The sequence below is a fragment of the Rhodococcus sp. 077-4 genome, from assembly GCF_047782425.1.
Taxonomy (GTDB): Bacteria; Actinomycetota; Actinomycetes; order Mycobacteriales; family Mycobacteriaceae; genus Rhodococcoides.
The window spans coordinates 138,988-157,092 of record NZ_JAJPWC010000004.1; the positions used below are offsets into that span (position 1 = coordinate 138,988).

At 65.0% G+C, this 18,105-nt stretch carries 13 protein-coding genes and 1 pseudogene; 5 read left to right on the forward strand and 9 right to left on the reverse strand.

The annotated features are described in order from the left end of the window. Positions 1-15: 15 nt before the first annotated feature. From ACNEOT_RS21080 to ACNEOT_RS21100, 5 genes and pseudogenes are all read left to right on the forward strand, one after another. Positions 16-2,133: a RecQ family ATP-dependent DNA helicase gene (locus tag ACNEOT_RS21080; RefSeq protein WP_415976571.1), complete on the forward strand. Its 2,118-nt coding sequence runs from the start codon at positions 16-18 to the stop codon at positions 2,131-2,133. Between the two features lie 176 nt (positions 2,134-2,309). Continuing rightward, positions 2,310-2,810: pseudogene (gene ectA / locus ACNEOT_RS21085) on the forward strand (diaminobutyrate acetyltransferase); the annotation flags it as partial. 48 nt (positions 2,811-2,858) lie between these two features. Continuing rightward, on the forward strand, positions 2,859-4,136 hold the full coding sequence (ectB, locus tag ACNEOT_RS21090) for a diaminobutyrate--2-oxoglutarate transaminase (protein WP_415976725.1): 1,278 nt from the start codon (positions 2,859-2,861) through the stop codon (positions 4,134-4,136). Positions 4,137-4,176: 40 nt separating this feature from the next. After that, positions 4,177-4,575, forward strand: a complete 399-nt coding sequence (locus ACNEOT_RS21095) for an ectoine synthase (RefSeq protein ID WP_415976572.1) — start codon at positions 4,177-4,179, stop codon at positions 4,573-4,575. A gap of 142 nt (positions 4,576-4,717) precedes the next feature. Next, entirely contained in the window at positions 4,718-5,545 is an 828-nt protein-coding gene (locus ACNEOT_RS21100; protein WP_415976726.1) for a Sir2 family NAD-dependent protein deacetylase, read from the forward strand. Here ACNEOT_RS21100 and proB read toward each other — a convergent pair. The 9 genes from proB to ACNEOT_RS21145 form a co-directional block, all read right to left on the reverse strand. Then, positions 5,518-6,657 (reverse strand): glutamate 5-kinase, encoded by a 1,140-nt coding sequence (gene proB / locus ACNEOT_RS21105; protein ID WP_415976573.1) that lies wholly within the window; start codon positions 6,655-6,657, stop codon positions 5,518-5,520. The genes ACNEOT_RS21100 and proB overlap by 28 nt on opposite strands. Before the next feature lie 2 nt (positions 6,658-6,659). Further along, positions 6,660-8,111, reverse strand: coding sequence for a GTPase ObgE (gene obgE / locus ACNEOT_RS21110; protein WP_415976574.1), 1,452 nt, complete (start codon positions 8,109-8,111; stop codon positions 6,660-6,662). A 172-nt stretch (positions 8,112-8,283) separates the two neighbouring features. Continuing rightward, positions 8,284-8,547, reverse strand: coding sequence for a 50S ribosomal protein L27 (gene rpmA / locus ACNEOT_RS21115; RefSeq protein ID WP_032379202.1), 264 nt, complete (start codon positions 8,545-8,547; stop codon positions 8,284-8,286). A gap of 59 nt (positions 8,548-8,606) precedes the next feature. Then, entirely contained in the window at positions 8,607-8,918 is a 312-nt protein-coding gene (gene rplU, locus ACNEOT_RS21120; protein ID WP_032394581.1) for a 50S ribosomal protein L21, read from the reverse strand. Positions 8,919-9,152: 234 nt separating this feature from the next. Further along, on the reverse strand, positions 9,153-12,626 hold the full coding sequence (locus ACNEOT_RS21125; RefSeq protein WP_415976575.1) for a translation initiation factor IF-2 N-terminal domain-containing protein: 3,474 nt from the start codon (positions 12,624-12,626) through the stop codon (positions 9,153-9,155). Between the two features lie 502 nt (positions 12,627-13,128). After that, on the reverse strand, positions 13,129-13,542 hold the full coding sequence (gene ndk / locus ACNEOT_RS21130) for a nucleoside-diphosphate kinase (RefSeq protein WP_032394582.1): 414 nt from the start codon (positions 13,540-13,542) through the stop codon (positions 13,129-13,131). Between the two features lie 69 nt (positions 13,543-13,611). Then, complete coding sequence (locus tag ACNEOT_RS21135) at positions 13,612-14,001, reverse strand: DUF4233 domain-containing protein (RefSeq protein ID WP_415976576.1); 390 nt, start codon at positions 13,999-14,001, stop codon at positions 13,612-13,614. Next, a complete protein-coding gene (folC, locus tag ACNEOT_RS21140; RefSeq protein WP_415976577.1) occupies positions 13,998-15,428 on the reverse strand; it encodes a bifunctional tetrahydrofolate synthase/dihydrofolate synthase in 1,431 nt (476 codons plus the stop codon). Before folC ends, ACNEOT_RS21135 begins: the two co-directional genes overlap by 4 nt. Further along, entirely contained in the window at positions 15,429-18,098 is a 2,670-nt protein-coding gene (locus tag ACNEOT_RS21145; protein WP_415976578.1) for a valine--tRNA ligase, read from the reverse strand. It lies immediately after the preceding gene. Between the last annotated feature and the right edge of the window lie 7 nt (positions 18,099-18,105).

Here is an 18,105-nt window from a genome sequence, read left to right on the forward strand (position 1 = left end):
TGCACGATGGACAGTATGACGACAGCAACGCACGCGACCGTGGGCAACTTGCGCGACGACGCCGAGAGGCTGTTGCGTGAACTGGCCGGCCCCGACGCGGTGCTGCGGGAAGACCAGTGGACGGCCATCGAAGCCCTCGTCGTGCACCGGCGGCGGGCGCTGGTGGTGCAGCGGACCGGCTGGGGCAAGTCGGCCGTCTATTTCATCGCCGCCAAGTTGTTGCGCGCGCAGGGGCTGGGTCCGACGGTGATCGTCTCGCCACTGTTGGCGCTGATGCGCAACCAGGTGGCGTCCGCCGAACGGGCAGGCGTCCGGGCGGCCACCATCAACTCCGGAAACATGACCGAGTGGGACGACATTCATCAGCAGGTCGCGTCGGGTGAGCTCGATGTGTTGCTGGTCAGTCCGGAGCGACTGAACAATCCCGATTTCCGCGATCAGGTGCTGCCATCCCTGGCCGGGGATGCCGGCCTCGTCGTCGTCGACGAAGCACACTGCGTCTCCGATTGGGGCCACGATTTCCGGCCCGACTATCGACGCATTCGTACTCTGATCGCAGAGCTTCGTGACGGTATCCCTGTGCTGGCGACCACGGCGACGGCCAACGACCGGGTTGTGGACGACGTTGCGGCGCAGCTCGGTGTCGGCGGCGGCGACACGCTCGTCCTGCGCGGCGGGCTCGCCCGCGACTCGCTGCGCATGGCAGTGGTGAAGATCGACAACGCCACCGAACGGGCGGCGTGGCTCGGCGATCATCTGAAGACGCTGCCCGGTTCCGGAATCATCTACACCTTGACGGTGTCTGCCGCCAAGGACCTTGCCGCGATGCTCACCGATCAGGGCCATGTGGTGGCGTCGTACACCGGTCAAACGGACCCGACCGAGCGCGAATCGCTCGAGGGTGACCTGTTGGCGAACCGAGTCAAGGCTCTGGTCGCGACGTCCGCGCTGGGCATGGGGTTCGACAAGCCGGATCTCGGATTCGTCGTACACATGGGGGCACCGTCGTCTCCCATTTCGTACTACCAGCAGGTCGGCCGTGCCGGACGCGCGACCGAGCGAGCCGACGTGGTGTTGCTTCCCGGTCACGAGGATCGGCAGATCTGGAGCTACTTCGCCTCCGTGGCGTTCCCACGCGAGCATCTGGTGCGGCAGGTCATCGACGCCTTGAACACCGACAAGGCTCAATCGACGCAGGCACTCGAGCCTCTCGTCGAACTCAATCGAAGCAGGCTGGAGATGGTGCTGAAGGTTCTCGACGTCGACGGCGCGGTCAGGCGTGTTCGTGGCGGTTGGATGGCGACCGGGGAGCAGTGGAGCTACGACGCGGGCCGCTACGAGCGGCTCGAACAGGCCAGGGACCGCGAACAGCAGGCGATGATCGACTACCAGCGCACCGACGGCTGCCGGATGGAGTTCCTGCGGCGGCAACTCGACGATCCTGACCTGAGCGCACCCGGTAGCGAGTCCGATCGCTGCGGACGGTGCGACAACTGCACGGGCGAGTACCTGTCGGCTTCGGTGGACGCCGCCTCGGTCGACTCGGCGAAGGCGCGGCTGGATCGGCCGGGTATCGACCTGCAGCCGAGAAAGCAGTGGCCCAGCGGCATGAAGAAGCTGGGAGTATCGCTCTCGGGCAAGATCGCGGACCCACACGAGCCCGGCCGCGTCCTGGGCCGACTCACCGACCTCGGTTGGGGCAGCCGTCTGCGCGCTCTACTCGACGCGCCCGACGCGCCGGCCACCGATTCGCTTGAGAAGGCATGCATCACCGTCCTCGCCAATTGGGATTGGAAGGAGCGGCCCACGGCCGTTCTGGCCCTCGACTCCCCCACCCATCCGTTGTTGGTGCGGTCGATCGCCGAACGATTGGCAACCGTCGGAAAGTTGAGCGATCTCGGGATTATGCAGGTCAGGGCCGGTCATCCACCGGTCTCGGCCGCCAATTCTGCGTTCCGAGTCGCCGGACTGGTGGACTCGTGGGACGTTCCGGACGTATCGTCCGTGACAGGGCCGATTCTCCTGATCGATCTGCTCACCGACACCGGGTGGACGTTCACGTGTGCAACGGCCGCATTGAAGTCGGCAGGTGCACAGGCGGTGCTCCCGTTCGCTCTTGCAACACCGAAGTAGCAGCCGGCCGGAGCGGGTTGGTTTGAATTTCGTAGCACTGGGTACAGCCAGCCGGGTCACGTTTGTGTGAGCACCATCACAATCGACGGTTAACCTGGGGAAGCGCGTCCGATTCGGACGTCGATCTCCGCGCTCACTCGATATGCCATGGCGACCTTGTTACGTTTGTATTTCCTATGAAGCCTGTATTGCTGAGAGGTACCCCGCTCACTGCGCCGGACGCAGTGAAGTTTCGTAAGCCACAGATCTCCGACGGAGTCCGGCTCTGGGAGATCGCAAGAGATTCGCGAGTTCTGGATCTCAATTCCAGCTACTCGTACGTGTTGTGGTGCCGTGACTTCGCGGCTACCACAGTCGTATCCGACATCGACGGCCGCGCAGTCGGTTTCGTCACCGGGTACATCCGCCAGGACGCCCCGCACACACTGTTCGTGTGGCAGGTCGCCGTGGATGCGGACCAGCGTGGCAAGGGACTTGCCGGTCGCATGCTGATGGAGCTGCTCGACCGCCTCGAGCCACAGGGCATCACGCATCTGGAAACGACGATCAGCCCGGACAACGAAGCGTCCATCGCAACCTTCACGAGCCTCGCACGCAAGCGAGGCACCGACATCGTCAAGTCGGATTTGTTCGCGCCCAACGATTTCCCTGATAGCCACGAAGCCGAGGAGCTCTACACCGTAGGCCCCGACGCGTCGCGGAATTACGAAAGGAACAAGCAGAACATGACCGAAAAGAACACTGTGACAACAGAGAAGCCCGATGTGTTCGAGACCGTCGAGTCCGGCGTGCGTAGCTACAGCCGCCAGTGGCCGGCCGTGTTCTCCACTGCGAAGGACTCGGTGATCACGGACGAGAACGGCAACGACTACCTCGATTTCTTCGGTGGCGCAGGCGCTCTCAACTACGGCCACAACAACGACATGATCAAGAGTGCGTTGGTCGACTACATCACCAGCGACGGCATCACTCACGGACTGGACATGTCGACAGTGGCCAAGCGCGAGTTCCTCGAGTCGTTCAAGAAGAACATCCTCGATCCCCGCGGCCTGGACTACAAGGTTCAGTTCCCCGGCCCGACCGGTACCAACACGGTGGAAGCGGCACTCAAGCTTGCCCGCAAGGTCACCGGCCGCGAAGCGATCATCAACTTCACCAACGCATTCCACGGAATGACCCTCGGCGCGTTGTCGGTCACCGGCAACTCGATGAAGCGAGCTGGCGCCGGAATCCCGTTGGTACACACCACTCCGATGCCTTACGACAACTACTTCGGCGGCGTCACCGAGGACTTTCAGTGGTTCGAGCGCGTGCTCGACGACTCCGGCAGCGGATTCAACCGTCCGGCTGCCGTGATCGTGGAAACCATTCAGGGTGAGGGCGGCATCAACGTCGCGCGCCCCGAGTGGCTGCGCGCACTCGCCGAGCTGTGCTCACGCCGCGAGATCCTGCTGATCGTCGACGACGTCCAGATGGGCTGCGGACGCACCGGCCAGTTCTTCTCGTTCGAGGAGGCCGGCATCACCCCGGACATCGTCACGCTGTCCAAGTCCATCGGCGGCTACGGCATGCCCCTGGCGCTGACGCTCTTCAAGCCCGAGCTCGACGTCTGGGCTCCGGGCGAGCACAACGGCACCTTCCGCGGATTCAACCCCTCGTTCGTCACGGCGAAGGCTGCCATCGATCACTACTGGTCCGACGACAAGTTCGAGAAGGAAACCCTCGCCAAGGGCGAGCACATCCAGGATCGGTTCATCAAGCTGTGCGCCAAGTTCGACGGCATCTCCACCCGGGGACGCGGCATGGTTCAGGCTCTGGTCTTCGACGATGCCGAGTTGGCCGGCAAGGTTTCTCAGCTGTGCTACGACGAGCGCTTGCTCGTCGAGACCGCGGGCCCGAAGGACGAGGTCGTCAAACTGCTTCCCCCGTTGACCACCACGATCGACGAACTCGACTGCGGCCTGGACATCATCGAAAGTGCTGTGGCGAAGGTGCTCTCCTAGAGTTCCGTTCGCACGCACAGATATCGAAGGAGGACATTGTATGATCGTTCGCACCACGCAGGAGATCACCGGAACCGACCGCGACATCTCGAGCGAAGACGGCAACTGGCGCAGCAAGAGGATCATTCTCGGCGGCGACAAGGTCGGCTTCTCGTTTCACGAGACCACGATCCAGGCCGGCACGGTCAACAACTTCCACTACGCCAACCACGTCGAGGCCGTCTGGCTCATCGAAGGCGAGGGAACACTGACGGACCGCGAGACCGGCGAAACCTACGAACTCGGCCCGGGCTCGATGTACCTGCTCAACGGCCACGAACGTCATACGGTCGAGCCTCGCACCCAGATGCGCATGCTCTGCGTGTTCAACCCTCCCGTCGTCGGCAACGAGACGCACGACGAGAACGGTGTGTACCCCCTCATCGAGGTACCTGCGTAACACCGGCTTTCCCACCCGGCCCGTACCGACGCTTCGGCGTCCGTGCGGGCCGTTGTGCGTCGGTACGGTGCTCGCTCCACGATCGGTCGCTATTCTGGACGAAGTGAATGCACCCACCGTCCCGGCCGAAACGTACGAGCACTTGACCTCGCTGCTCGACGGCGCGACGATCACCGTCGTCAGCGGTGCGGGCATGTCAACCGGCTCGGGGATCCCCGACTATCGAGGTCCGCAATCTCCGCCGCGCAACCCGATGACGTTCCAACAGTTCATCGGTGACGCCGAATTCCGTCGGCACTACTGGGCGCGTAACCACGTCGGGTGGCGACACATGGACGCCGCCGTGCCCAACAACGGACACCGAGCACTCGCCCGACTCGAACGGGCAGGCGTACTCACCGGGATCATCACCCAGAACGTCGACATGCTGCACACCAAGGCGGGTAGCCGAAACGTCATCGACCTACACGGCGTCTACGCCCGCGTTCGCTGTCTGAACTGCGAACGATTGATCTCACGCTTCGAGCTGGCCCGACGGCTCGATCGGGCCAATCCCGGCTTTCTCGAATCGGTTGCGCCGGCCGAGGGCGTGGAGATCGCCCCCGACGCGGACGCGATCATTTCCTCGACCGCACATTTCATGATGGTCGACTGTGAATCATGTTCGGGCATACTGAAACCCGACATCGTCTATTTCGGCGAGAGCGTTCCGAAGCCGCGCGTCGCCGAGGCGTACGACCTCGTCGACCGAAGCGACGCGCTGCTGGTACTCGGATCCTCGTTGACCGTGATGTCCGGACTGCGCTTCGTCAGACACGCGTTCAAGACCGCAAAACCCATTGTGATCGTCAATCGAGGAACCACGCGCGGCGATGAATTCGCTTCTCTCACAGTGCATGCGGGTTGCTCGGAGACAGCGACCGCGCTTGCCGACGCCGCAGATCAGGCAGGAACCAGATCGTCTGCGTGAACCACCGGACGCTGTAGCTCTGCAGCCAGCTCCCCCGTCGACCGCCCGAGCATGCCGGCCAGCTCTACCGAGTCGTATGCAACGACTCCGCGAGCCACCAACACACCGTCGTGGTCGACGAGTGAGACCACGTCGCCGCCGTGGAAAGACCCCGTCACCGACGTGATGCCAGCGGACAACAACGAACGTCGTCGCTCCACCACCGCTCGCACGGCTCCGGCGTCGAGGTGCAGTTCCCCCGCGGCATCGGCGGCGTGACGAACCCAGAACTTGCGAGCCGACAGTCGCGTCGGGCGGGCAGCGAACGCAGTGCCGACCTCGGACGTCGTCAGCGCGTGTGCCGCGTCGGATGCCGCGGCCAGCAACACCGGGACACCGGCATCGGCCGCGAGACGGGCAGCGGACAGTTTGGACGCCATTCCGCCGGTACCGAGCGCTCCCCCCGACCCGGCGACGACACCGTCGAGATCCTCGGGGCTGGTCACCTCGGGGATCAGAGTCGCCTTGCCCTTACGGGGATCACCGTCGTACAACCCGTCCACGTCCGAGAGCAGGAAGAGTGCGTCCGCGCCGACGAGGTGTGCCACCAGAGCGGCCAGGCGATCGTTGTCGCCGAACCGGATCTCCGCCGTGGCGACCGTGTCGTTCTCGTTGACGATGGCAACGGCACCGAGCGAACGAAGCCGATCGAGGGTGCGCTGCGCGTTGCGATGGTTGGTACGACGGGCGATGTCCTCTGCGGTCAACAGCACCTGCCCCACCGTTCGCCCGTACCGGTGGAACGACGAACTCCACGCGTGCACCAATGCGAGCTGGCCGACGCTCGCGGCAGCCTGCTTTGTCGCGAGGTCTCGGGGCCGTTTGGTCAGGCCGAGAGGAGCCATCCCCGCCCCGATCGCGCCGGACGATACGACCACTACGTCGGTTCCGCTGCGCATTCGCGACTCGATGGCGTCCGCGAGCAGATCGAGTCGACTCAGATCCAGGCCGGTGTCGAGGCTGGTGAGCGCCGACGAACCGATCTTGACCACGATGCGCTTGGCATCGGCGATCGTACGACGGGTATCGGTGAGAGCCGTTACGGGCGAATCGGATTCACGCACCGACACCACGTCTACTCCTGTTCGGTATCGAGCCCGCGACGTACCTGGCGGGCATGCTTACGTTCGGATGCACCGATGCGTTCGACTTGATCCAGACGAGCATCGGTGCCACGGCCGGTCATCGTGATCTCGACACCGGCCGGAGTCTGCGGCTCCCAGTCGAACGACACCTCACCGATGGTGACCGACGCACCGGGCTGAGCGCCGGCCTTGATGAGCGCGTCCTCGACGCCGAGCCGTGCGAGCCGGTCCGCGAGATAACCGACGGCCTCGTCGTTGGTGAACTGCGTCTGGCGCACCCACCGCTCCGGTCGGGTACCGCGAACGATGAAGCCGTCCGGGACATCCGGGTCCTTGACGACCTTGAAGCTGTCGTCGTTCTTGGCGACCGGGCGCAGCACCTGGCGCTTCGGCTCGGCGGCCGGATGCGCGGTGCGATAGTCCTCGACGAGCTTCGCCAGTGCAAAGGTCAACGGCTTGAGACCGGCGCGCGTCACCGCCGAGATGGTGAAAACCGGCCAGCCGCGGGACTCGAACTCGGCGGTGACCATCTCGGCGAGCTCGGCGCCCTCTGGAATGTCGGCCTTGTTCAACACGACGATGCGGGGCCGATCGGCGAGATCGCCGAGGCTGGCGTCTCCGGACAGAGCAGGCTTGTATGCGGCCAACTCGGATTCGAGGGCGTCGACGTCGGAGATGGGATCGCGTCCAGGATCCAATGTGGCGCAGTCGACCACGTGTGCAAGGACTGCGCATCGTTCGAGGTGACGCAGGAAGTCGAGACCGAGACCTCGACCCTGACTCGCTCCGGGGATCAACCCGGGTACGTCGGCGACGGTGAACGTGGTGTCGCCGCTGGAGACGACTCCGAGGTTCGGAACCAGAGTGGTGAAGGGGTAATCGGCGATCTTCGGCTTGGCTGCGGACAGCACCGAGACCAGCGACGACTTACCGGCCGACGGAAAACCGACAAGGCCCACATCGGCGACGGACTTGAGTTCGAGGACGAGTTCGCGCTCGATGCCCTCTTCGCCGAGCAGGGCGAAACCGGGTGCACGACGCGCTTTCGATGCCAGCGCTGCGTTACCGAGGCCACCGCGTCCGCCTGGAGCGGCGTCGAAACGTGTTCCCTCGCCGATCATGTCGGCGAGTACGTTGCCCTTCTTGTCGAGCACGACGGTGCCGTCGGGAACCTTGAGAATCAGATCCTCACCGTTGGCACCCTCCCGGTTGCCACCCATGCCCTGAGTTCCGTTGCCCGCCTTGGCATGGCTGGAGAAGTGGAAGTCGAGCAGCGTGTGGACGTTGCTGTCGACGACGAAAATGACGCCGCCACCCTGTCCTCCGTTGCCACCGTCCGGGCCACCGAGAGGCTTGAACTTTTCGCGGTGAACCGAAGAGCAGCCGTTGCCACCTTTGCCGGCGCTGACGTGCAGCACCACGCGGTCGATGAATCGTGACATAGCTGTCTTCGATCCTTTCGTGAAAGAAAAAGCGGGAGAAAAAAGCGATAGGGGCGGACCGGTCTCGTGACCCTGGTCCGCCCCTATCGGGAGCTGTGAACGTACGCCGTGGACAGTCGAATCGAGCGATTGCCCGATGCCGGCTGTCCTCAGCGCGAGCGCTGCAGAAGGACTAGGCCTCTACAGCGACCGGAACGATATTGACGGTCTTGCGACCGCGCTTGGCACCGAATTCGACTGCGCCGGGGGCGAGTGCGAACAGGGTGTCGTCGCCGCCACGGCCGACGTTGACGCCGGGGTGGAAGTGCGTGCCGCGCTGACGAACCAGGATCTCGCCTGCGCCTACGGTCTGGCCGCCGAAACGCTTGACGCCGAGGCGCTGAGCATTCGAGTCGCGACCGTTACGGGAGCTTGATGCACCCTTCTTATGTGCCATGTTGCATACCCTCCTCGGGGTGAATCAGCTTGGGAGAACGCAGGTCCGGTGAGACCTGGTTACTTGATGCCGGTGACCTTGAGGACAGTGAGCTTCTGCCTGTGTCCCTGACGCTTGTGGTATCCGGTCTTGTTCTTGAACTTGTGGATGCGGATCTTCGGGCCCTTGGTGTGCTCGACGATCTCACCGGCGACCGAGATCTTCGCCAGCTTGTCTGCATCTGTGGTCAGGTCGGATCCGTCTACGACGAGGACCGGAGCAAGCGAGACAGCAGTGCCGGGCGCTCCCTCGATCTTCTCGACCTTGACGAGGTCACCAACAGCGACCTTGTACTGCTTTCCGCCGGTCTTGACGATCGCGTACGTTGCCATCGGAGGGCTACCCCTTGCTTCTTCGAACTTGCTCGCGTTGCGCATGGCAACACGACTGGTCTGGTAAAACGTGTTTGCTTGCTCCCTATCGGCCGGCCGCGATGATGTTCATCTCGGCCCGCTCGAGAACCGTTGTTTCCTGACGGGCCACTACGGCACAACAGAACGGTGTCACCGGGAGCGACTTATCAAGGTTACGGCAGAGAGACGGCCAGGGTCAAACTGCCTCGATCGCTAGGCATCGATGTCCACCGGCGGACCTGCAGGCCGCGCAGCTGCGCGCCGCCTTCGAGGCCGTGCCGCAGGTACCTCGACCGGCTCGACGGACTGCTCGGCCGCCGAGGTGAGCGGTGCCGCCACCTCGTCGGAAGCCGCCCCTGCCTGGTCGGGCGATGCGGCCTCCGCCGAGTTGTCCACGGCAGGAACCACGATGACCATGCCTGCGTCGGGACTCGTGCCGGTAGGCGCGGCAGCCTTGCGGGCAACCCGGCGACCGCGCCGAGCCTTGGGTGCCACCGGTTCCGAGGAAACGGACGTGTCCACAGAGGGCCGGTCTGCCGGAGTCTCGGTGACCTCGTCGGCTGCAGTGACGTTCGTCTCTGCGTCGACGACCGTGGATGCCGCAACGTCCACGTCTTCGGCTGACACCACGGTGACCGTGGGTTCGCCGTCGGCCGTTGCGGCCGCAGGCGCAGTTTCGACGTCGGCCGGGCTCACGTCGGCCACCACATCGTCGTGGTGCGCAGCCATGGCCAGGGCCACAGGATGCGCCCGCTTGATCGACGGATCGACCACAGGATGGTCGTGTCCGTCCGACGAACCGGACTGAGAGTTCGATGCGTTCCGCTCGTTGCCTTCGGACCTGTCGTTGCCGTCGGCCTTGTTGTCCTTGCCGCGTCGACGCCTGCTGCTGCCCGGAGCGCTCGACTCCGAGCGCGCCGGGTTGGACCTACCGCCGCCGTCGTTGTCCGGCTTGGCGTCGATGGGGAACGGATGCACGATGATCCCGCGACCCTGGCAGTGCTCACACGTGGTGGAGAACGCCTCGACCAGACCGGTGCCGAGCTTCTTGCGCGTCATCTGCACCAGTCCGAGCGAGGTCACCTCGGAAACCTGGTGACGGGTCCGGTCACGGCCCAGCGACTCGGTGAGACGCCGCAGCACAAGATCGCGGTTGGACTCGAGCACCATGTCGATGAAGTCGACGACGATCATGCCGCCGATGTCGCGCAGACGCATCTGCCGGACGACTTCCTCCGCGGCCTCGATGTTGTTACGGGTGACCGTCTCTTCGAGGTTGCCGCCCGAACCGGTGAACTTGCCGGTGTTGACGTCGACGACGGTCATTGCCTCGGTGCGGTCGATCACCAGGGTGCCGCCCGAGGGCAGCCAGACCTTGCGATCGAGGGCCTTGGCCAACTGCTCGTCGATGCGGTGTGCAGCGAAGACGTCGACGGAACTGCCGTCCGACTCGTACCTGTGCAGCCGCTCCATCATGTCCGGTGCCACGGTCTCGACGTAGTTGGACGTCGTCGCCCATGCCTTGTCGCCCTCGATGACCAGCTTGGAGAAGTCCTCGTTGAACAGGTCACGGATGACCTTGACCAGCATGTCGGGCTCTTCGTACAGCGTCTGCGGCTGGACGCCCTTGCCGGTTTCGGCGTTGGCCGAGCGCTCTTCGATGCTCGCCCACTGTGCCTGCAGTCGAGTGACGTCGCGTGCGAGTTCTTCTTCGCTGACGCCCTCGGCCGCGGTGCGAATGATGACGCCCGCCTCGGGAGGCACGATGTCTCGGAGAATCTCCTTGAGACGCTTGCGCTCGGTGTCGGGCAACTTGCGGCTGATGCCGGTGGAGCTGCCACCGGGAACGTAGACGAGGAATCGTCCGGCCAACGACAGCTGTGTTGTCAGGCGAGCACCCTTGTGACCCACCGGGTCCTTGCTGACCTGCACCAGAACCTGATCGCCCGGCTTGAGGGCCTGCTCGATCTTGCGCGCGCTTCCGCCCAGTCCGGCTGCGTCCCAGTTGACCTCACCCGCGTACAGCACACCGTTGCGGCCACGGCCGATGTCGATGAACGCGGCTTCCATGCTGGGCAGCACGTTCTGTACGCGGCCCAGGTAGACGTTGCCGACCATCGAGGCGGTGGCACTGCTGGTCACGAAGTGCTCGACGAGCACACCGTCTTCGAGGACGGCGACCTGTGTGGTCAGCGGGTGATCCGGCGTCGCCTTCTCGCGCACGACCATCACACGGTCGACCGACTCGCGACGCGCCAAGAATTCGGACTCGGTCAGGATCGGCGGACGACGACGACCTGCGTCACGCCCGTCGCGGCGACGTTGACGCTTCGCTTCGAGTCGCGTCGAACCGGAGATGCCCTGGACCTCGTCCCGCGGAGCACGGCTCTTGTTGCGCGGCTCCCGCTCGTGCACCACCGTGTTGGGCGGATCGTCCTCGGACGACGCCCCCTCGGCGGCTGCCTCGGCTCCGGTCTTGCGGCGTCGACGGCGACGGCGGCGACGACTCGAGCCGTCTCCGTCCGAACCACCGTCCGAGTCGTCGTAATTGTCCTGGACACCGGAATCGGAGTCGTCTTCGCTGTCCTCTGCCGAGGAATCCGCGGCGGCCGTGTCGTCCGATGATTCGTTCGAGTCCGAGTTCTGCCGGTCGGAGGTGCGGTTGCGAGTGCGTGATCGACGCGAACGTCGCCCCGAACTCGACTGCCGCTCGTCGTTTGCCGAGGATTCGTCCGACTCGGCCTCGGCGTTGTCGGACGTCTCGGTATCGGTGGAATCGGTCGCCTCGGCGTTGTCGTCGCCCTCGGAATCGTCGTCCGAGTCGTCGGTCGACTCGTCCGAGGACTGCTCGCCACGGCCACGGCCGCGGCCACGGCGTCCGCGACGACGGCGTCGAGGCTGGGACTGATCGTCGTCGCTGTCACCGTCGCTCGGGTTGTCCGCACTGTCCGAGTTCTCTGCGCTGTCCGAGGCAGCCGACTCTTCGGAATCCGAGAACGCGAACTGGCCGCCCGGCGATGCCGGGAGCTCGGCCTCGGTGGTTTTCGACGACGTTACGGACGTGGATTCACCGGCGTCGGCGTCGCTGCCGGTGTTTGCCACCTCGTCCTTGGGCGCGGCCTTGCGACTGCGGCGACGGCGAGCCGGGGGCTCGGCCGGTGACTCCGCAGTGTCCGGTGCGCCGGCATCGACGGCGGCGGGCTGCAGAAACAGCGGGGTCGTGAACGTCGTCGCTGTGGGCTGGTCTGTCGTTGCCACGGGTTCGTCGGTCACGGCCGCGGGCTGGGGAGCGTCCAGCTCAGGAGCAGGCGCGCTGGTGAAGAGCTGCGGCTCGGACCACGGGGTCTCGGCCACGGGCACCTCGGCGGGCGGCACCTCAACGGGCTCCGACTGCTCCGCAGCCGACGGATCGATAGTCAGCGCTGCGGGCGCGTTGACCGAATCGCGCACGGACTCCGCGACGTCACGGCTCAGGCTCGACTGCGCGCTGCGCGCTTCGATGCCGAGTTCACCGAGAGTGACCAGCAACTGCTTGCTGGTGACACCCAGAATCTTGGCCAGGGCGTGAACACGCAGTCGGGTCGGCAACTCGATGGTGTCGGGTTGCGCCGACGACACCGCGTCGTCGGTCTCCGATCCTCCAGCGTTTGCGTTCTGTACATCTTCGGGCGGGCTTTGATCGGCCACGTAGTCTCCTCGGGCCCCCGGGCGCGTCCATCCGAATTCGGGTGTGACGCGGCCACGCGAGGGCAATCCTTGTGTACTCACGTCGTTTGGACGTCAGCTGTTCGGTCTCGCTCCGCACCCGAGCCGATGACCACCTCGTAGTTCTCGGTGGTCGACGACAGCGTGTGCAGTGCCTGGCTGGATGGTGGTGTACCGGCGATCCGAGCGCCTGATCATCAAGCAAGAACGCGAACGAGCCTGTCTCTCGTTCGAGCATCTGCGATGACGGGCAGCGGATAGACGACAAGTCATCCGATCGAATCCACCACACCGGTCGTGCGAACTTCGGTGAAGCCGTGACTTCGGTGGAGCATGAAACCTGTGCGTGTTGGCGCAATGGAGTCGATCTGTAGTCGAGTATCCCACACGCGGTGATGCGTACTTGCCACGCCGCTCCGATCGGGTACCGAGCGGATGCGGCGTGGCTGCGCGGACGCGTTGCTTTCGTTCTCGGGTGGAGCAGTCAGGCCAGGCCGGGGAACCAGAGTGCGATCTCGCGCTCGGCCGATTCCACGGAATCCGATCCGTGCACCAGGTTCTGCTGACCGTCGAGCGCGAGGTCGCCACGGATGGTGCCGGGAACCGCCTTGGCCACCGGGTCGGTGCCGCCTGCGATCTGGCGGAAGGCCGCGATGGCGCGAGGTCCTTCGAGAACTGCGGCCACCACCGGACCGGAAGTGATGAACTCGAGGAGTTCGGGGAAGAACGGCTTGCTCTCGTGCTCCGCATAGTGAGCCGAGGCCAATTCACGGGAGACGGTCTTGAGCTCGAGTGCGACGATGCTCAGACCCTTCTTCTCCACGCGGCCGAGGATCTCTCCTACGTAACGTCGGGCAACTCCGTCGGGCTTGATCAGTACAAGGGTGCGGTCGGTCACGAAAGACGACAGTAATGGAACAAGGCACGGTGCCGCGCGTCGCATCGCCGAAATCGACGGGTTCCCTCCTCAGTCGCGCTGGCCCGGCAGCATCCCGCGTCGAATCCGCTCGGTGATGTCCCGGCGCAGGTACAGCAGATACAGCCAGACCGCGATGAAGATCAACCCGACCGCACCGATGGAGAGGTGGAACACCGCCCCGGCCAGCACGAACAGCTGAAGACCGAGATTGAGCTTCATCGCCCACGGTTCCCCCTGCTTGCCTGCAGCGAGAATCATCACCACGGCCAGCGCCACGATGTAGGTCGTCGAGAACCAGGTCGCACCGCCGCCGAGGGTCGCCACCACGGGTAGCGCGAGCAATGTCACGATGGCCTCGAGCACGAGCGTCCCGGCCACGACGCCGCGGAAACCCTTCCACGGGTCGGTCGTGGGTGGTCTGAACTCTGCCTCGCTCACGCGGGGTCCTTTCCGAACAGGGTACGAGCGGCGCCGACTGTCACCACGGAGCCGGTGACGACCACTCCGGCACCGGAGACAGCCTCCCCCGGCTCGGCGACTTCCTCGGCCAAACCGATCGCCGTCTCCAACGCGTCGGGCAGGGTCGACGCCACCACGACGCGTTCGTCGCCGAATTTGGCCACCGCGATATCGGCCAGCGCATCGACGTCCATGGCGCGCGCCGACCCGTTGTGGGTGACGACGATGTCGTCGAACACCGGTTCCAATGCGTCGAGGATGGCTCCGACGTCCTTGTCCGCCATGACGCTCACCACTCCGACGAGTTTGCGGAAGTCGAACTCGTCGGTGAGGGCTGCTGCGAGGGCAGCTGCCCCGTGCGGATTGTGCGCGGCGTCCAGAAAAACGGTAGGAGCGTTGCGTACGCGCTCGAGCCGACCCGGATTGACGATCGTTGCGAAGGCAGCGCGCACGGTGTCCTGATCGAGTTGGCGATCCGGCCCGGCACCGAAGAACGCCTCGACTGCCGCGAGTGCGAGCGAGGCATTGTGCGCCTGATGTTCGCCGTGCAGTGGGAGGAAGACGTCGGTGTAGACCCCGCCGAGCCCCTGCAGCTCCAGCTGCTGGCCGCCCACGGCGATCTGCCTGCCGAGCACGGTGAATTCCGATCCGGCCCGCGCCACCGCAGCGTCCGCCTGCACAGCCGCCCGCAGCAGAACCTCGGACACCTCGGGCTCCTGCTTCGCCAGGATTGCGACGGTGTCGCGCGGCACCAGCGATTCCGGTGCCTTCTTGATGATTCCGGCCTTCTCCTTCGCGATTCCCGCGAGGTCGTCACCGAGGAACTCGACGTGATCGAGGCCTATCGGGGTGACGACGGCAACCTCACCGTCGACGACGTTGGTGGCGTCCCAACGGCCGCCGAGTCCGACCTCGATGACGGCAACCTCCACCGGGGCCTCGGCGAACGCCGCGAACGCCATGGCGGTCACCACCTCGAACTTGCTCATTCGAGGACCGCCTGCCGCCTCGGACTGCGCGTCGATCATGTCCACGAAGGGTGCGATCTCGTTGTAGGTGTCGACGTAGAGACGTGGCGAAATCGGACGGCCGTCGATGCTGATCCGCTCGGTAGCCAGCTGCAGGTGTGGGCTGGTGGTGCGGCCCGTGCGTCGATGGAATGCGGTGAGCAATGCGTCGATCATTCGGGTCACCGAGGTCTTGCCGTTGGTGCCTGCGACGTGGATCGACGGATATGCCTTCTGCGGCGAGCCGAGCAAGTCCATCAGCGCCGAAATCCGAGCCGTGGACGGCTCGATCTTCGTTTCGGGCCAACGCTTGTCGAGCTCGGCCTCCACGAGCGCGAGTTCGGCCAGATCGACCGGACTCGGTGGCGCGACCGGCAGGGCGTCGTCGGGTTCGGTCACTTAGGTTCCCATCGATTCGAGCCGCGCCGAGATGCGTGCGATCTCTTCGCCTGCGATCGTCTGGCGGGTTCTGATCTTGTCCACCACCGCATCCGGCGCCTTGGCAAGGAATGCCTCGTTGCCGAGCTTGCCGGTCGTCTGCGCCAATTCCTTCTCGGCGGCGGCCAGATCCTTGACCAGCCGAGCGCGTTCGGCGACGAGGTCCACGGTGCCCGAGGTATCGAGTTCGACGACCACGGTGGCCTTGCTCAGGCGCACCTCGACCGAGGCCGTGGCGGCGAAGTCCTCGGCGGGCTCGGTCAGTCGAGCCAGCGAGGTGACCGCCGAGATCTGCCCGTCCAGATCGGATTCGGATACTCCGACGATGCGAGCAGCAACCTTCTGCGAGGGCTTGAGACCCTGGTCGCTGCGGAACCGGCGAATCTCGGTGATGAGCCGCTGCATATCCTCGATCCGTTGCGCCGCAACAGGATCGAGTGGCTCGGCGGCGGGGGTGGGCCACGCCGCGATCACCAGCGACTCGCCGCCGGTGAGCACCTTCCACAGCGTCTCGGTGACGAACGGAATCACCGGATGCAGCAGGCGCAGCAGAGCGTCGAGGACGTTTCCGAGAACTCCGCGCGTGGTAGCCGCGATGGCGTCGTCGGCGAACTGCACCTTGGCGATCTCGAGGTACCAGTCACAGACCTCGTCCCAGGCGAAGTGGTAGAGCGCTTCGCAGGCCTTGCTGAACTCGTAGCGATCGAACGCCGAATCCACTTCTGCCCGAACCTGTTCGAGCCGGTCCAGGATCCAGCGGTCGGCGTCGGTCAACTCGGCGCGCGCGGGCAGATCGGCCGGGGCCGCGCCGTTCATCAGCGCGAACTTGGTGGCGTTGAACAACTTGTTGGCGAAGTTGCGCGACGACTGCGCGTGATCCTCGCCGACGGACATGTCGACGCCGGGGTTCGCCCCCCGCGCGAGCGTGAAGCGCAGCGCATCGGCTCCGAACCGATCGACCCAGTCGAGCGGGTCGATTCCGTTGCCCCGAGACTTCGACATCTTCTTGCCGAACTGGTCGCGAATCAAGCCGTGCAGGAACACGTCTCGGAACGGAACCTGCGGCCCCTGCTTGCCTGCGGTGATCGCGTCGTCGGCCCCGACATAGGTGCCGAACATCATCATGCGGGCGACCCAGAAGAACAGGATGTCGTACCCGGTGACGAGAACGCCGGTGGGATAGAACTTCTCGAGATCGGCCGTGGCGTCGGGCCACCCCATCGTCGAGAAGGGCCACAGCCCGGACGAGAACCAGGTGTCGAGGACGTCGGGATCCTGCTCCCAGCCCTCGGGCGCGCTCTCCCCCGGCCCGAGGCAGACGGTCTCCCCCTCGGGTCCGTACCAGATCGGGATTCGGTGACCCCACCAGAGCTGACGCGAGATGCACCAGTCGTGCATGTTGTCGACCCAGGCGAACCAGCGCGGTTCTTGACTCTTGGGGTGAATCACTGTGTCGCCGTTGCGCACTGCGTCACCGGCCGCCTTCGCGAGGGTGTCGACCTTGACCCACCACTGCAGCGACAGACGCGGTTCGATCGGCTCACCGCTGCGCTCGGAGTGACCCACGCTGTGTAGGTAGGGACGCTTCTCGGCGACGACGCGGCCCTGTTCGGCCAGCGCTTCACGCACCTTCACTCGTGCCTCGAACCGGTCCATACCGTCGAATTGAGTTCCGGTATCGGCGATTCGGCCGGCCTTGTCCATGATCGAGGGCATCGGCAACGAGTGCCGCACGCCCATCTCGAAGTCGTTGGGGTCGTGAGCCGGGGTGATCTTCACCGCGCCGGTACCGAATTCGGGGTCGACGTAATCGTCGGCGATGATCGGGATCTGCCGGCCGGTGAACGGGTGCTCCAGAGTGGTGCCGACGAGAGCTCTGTACCGCTCGTCGTCCGGGTGAACCGCAACTGCGGTGTCGCCGAGCATCGTTTCCACCCGAGTGGTCGCAACGATCACGTGCGGCTCGGAATCGTCGAGCGAACCGTATCGCAGCGACACGAGTTCGCCCTCGACATCCTCGAACTTGACCTCGATGTCGGAGATGGCGGTCTGCAGCACCGGCGACCAGTTCACCAGTCGCTCGGCGCGGTAGATCAGGCCGTCGTCGAACATCCGCTTGAACATGGTCTGCACGGCCTCGGACAAGCCGTCGTCCATGGTGAATCGCTCTCGGCTCCAGTCGACACCGTCGCCGATGCGCCGCATCTGCCCACCGATGGTTCCGCCGGATTCGCGCTTCCAGTCCCAGACCTTGTCGATGAACAGCTCGCGGCCGAACTCTTCCTTGGTCTTTCCGTCGGCGGCGAGTTGCTTCTCCACGACGGATTGCGTGGCGATGCCCGCATGGTCCATGCCCGGCAACCACAGCACCTCGTACCCGAGCATCCGCTTGCGACGGCTCAGCGCGTCCATCAACGTGTGGTCGAGGGCGTGGCCCATGTGCAGGCTGCCCGTGACGTTGGGCGGGGGCAGCACGATGGAGTAGGGCGGCTTGCCGCTGGTGGCGTCGGCCTCGAAGTAGCCGGCGTCGACCCAACCCCGATACAGCTCGGCCTCTACCTCGCTCGGGTCCCAGTTCTTGGGCAAACGGTCTGCTGGGTTGTCGGGGGTCTCTGGCGCTGAACTGGTCACCGGTCGA

What these genes read in the sequence shown, in the direction of transcription:
- ACNEOT_RS21080 (WP_415976571.1), top strand. Translation starts at nt 16, where the DNA reads ATGACGACAGCAACGCACGCGACCGTGGGCAACTTGCGCGACGACGCC.
- ectB (WP_415976725.1), top strand. Translation starts at nt 2,859, where the DNA reads ATGACCGAAAAGAACACTGTGACAACAGAGAAGCCCGATGTGTTCGAG.
- ACNEOT_RS21095 (WP_415976572.1), top strand. Translation starts at nt 4,177, where the DNA reads ATGATCGTTCGCACCACGCAGGAGATCACCGGAACCGACCGCGACATC.
- obgE (WP_415976574.1), bottom strand. Translation starts at nt 8,111, where the DNA reads ATGTCACGATTCATCGACCGCGTGGTGCTGCACGTCAGCGCCGGCAAA.
- rpmA (WP_032379202.1), bottom strand. Translation starts at nt 8,547, where the DNA reads ATGGCACATAAGAAGGGTGCATCAAGCTCCCGTAACGGTCGCGACTCG.
- rplU (WP_032394581.1), bottom strand. Translation starts at nt 8,918, where the DNA reads ATGGCAACGTACGCGATCGTCAAGACCGGCGGAAAGCAGTACAAGGTC.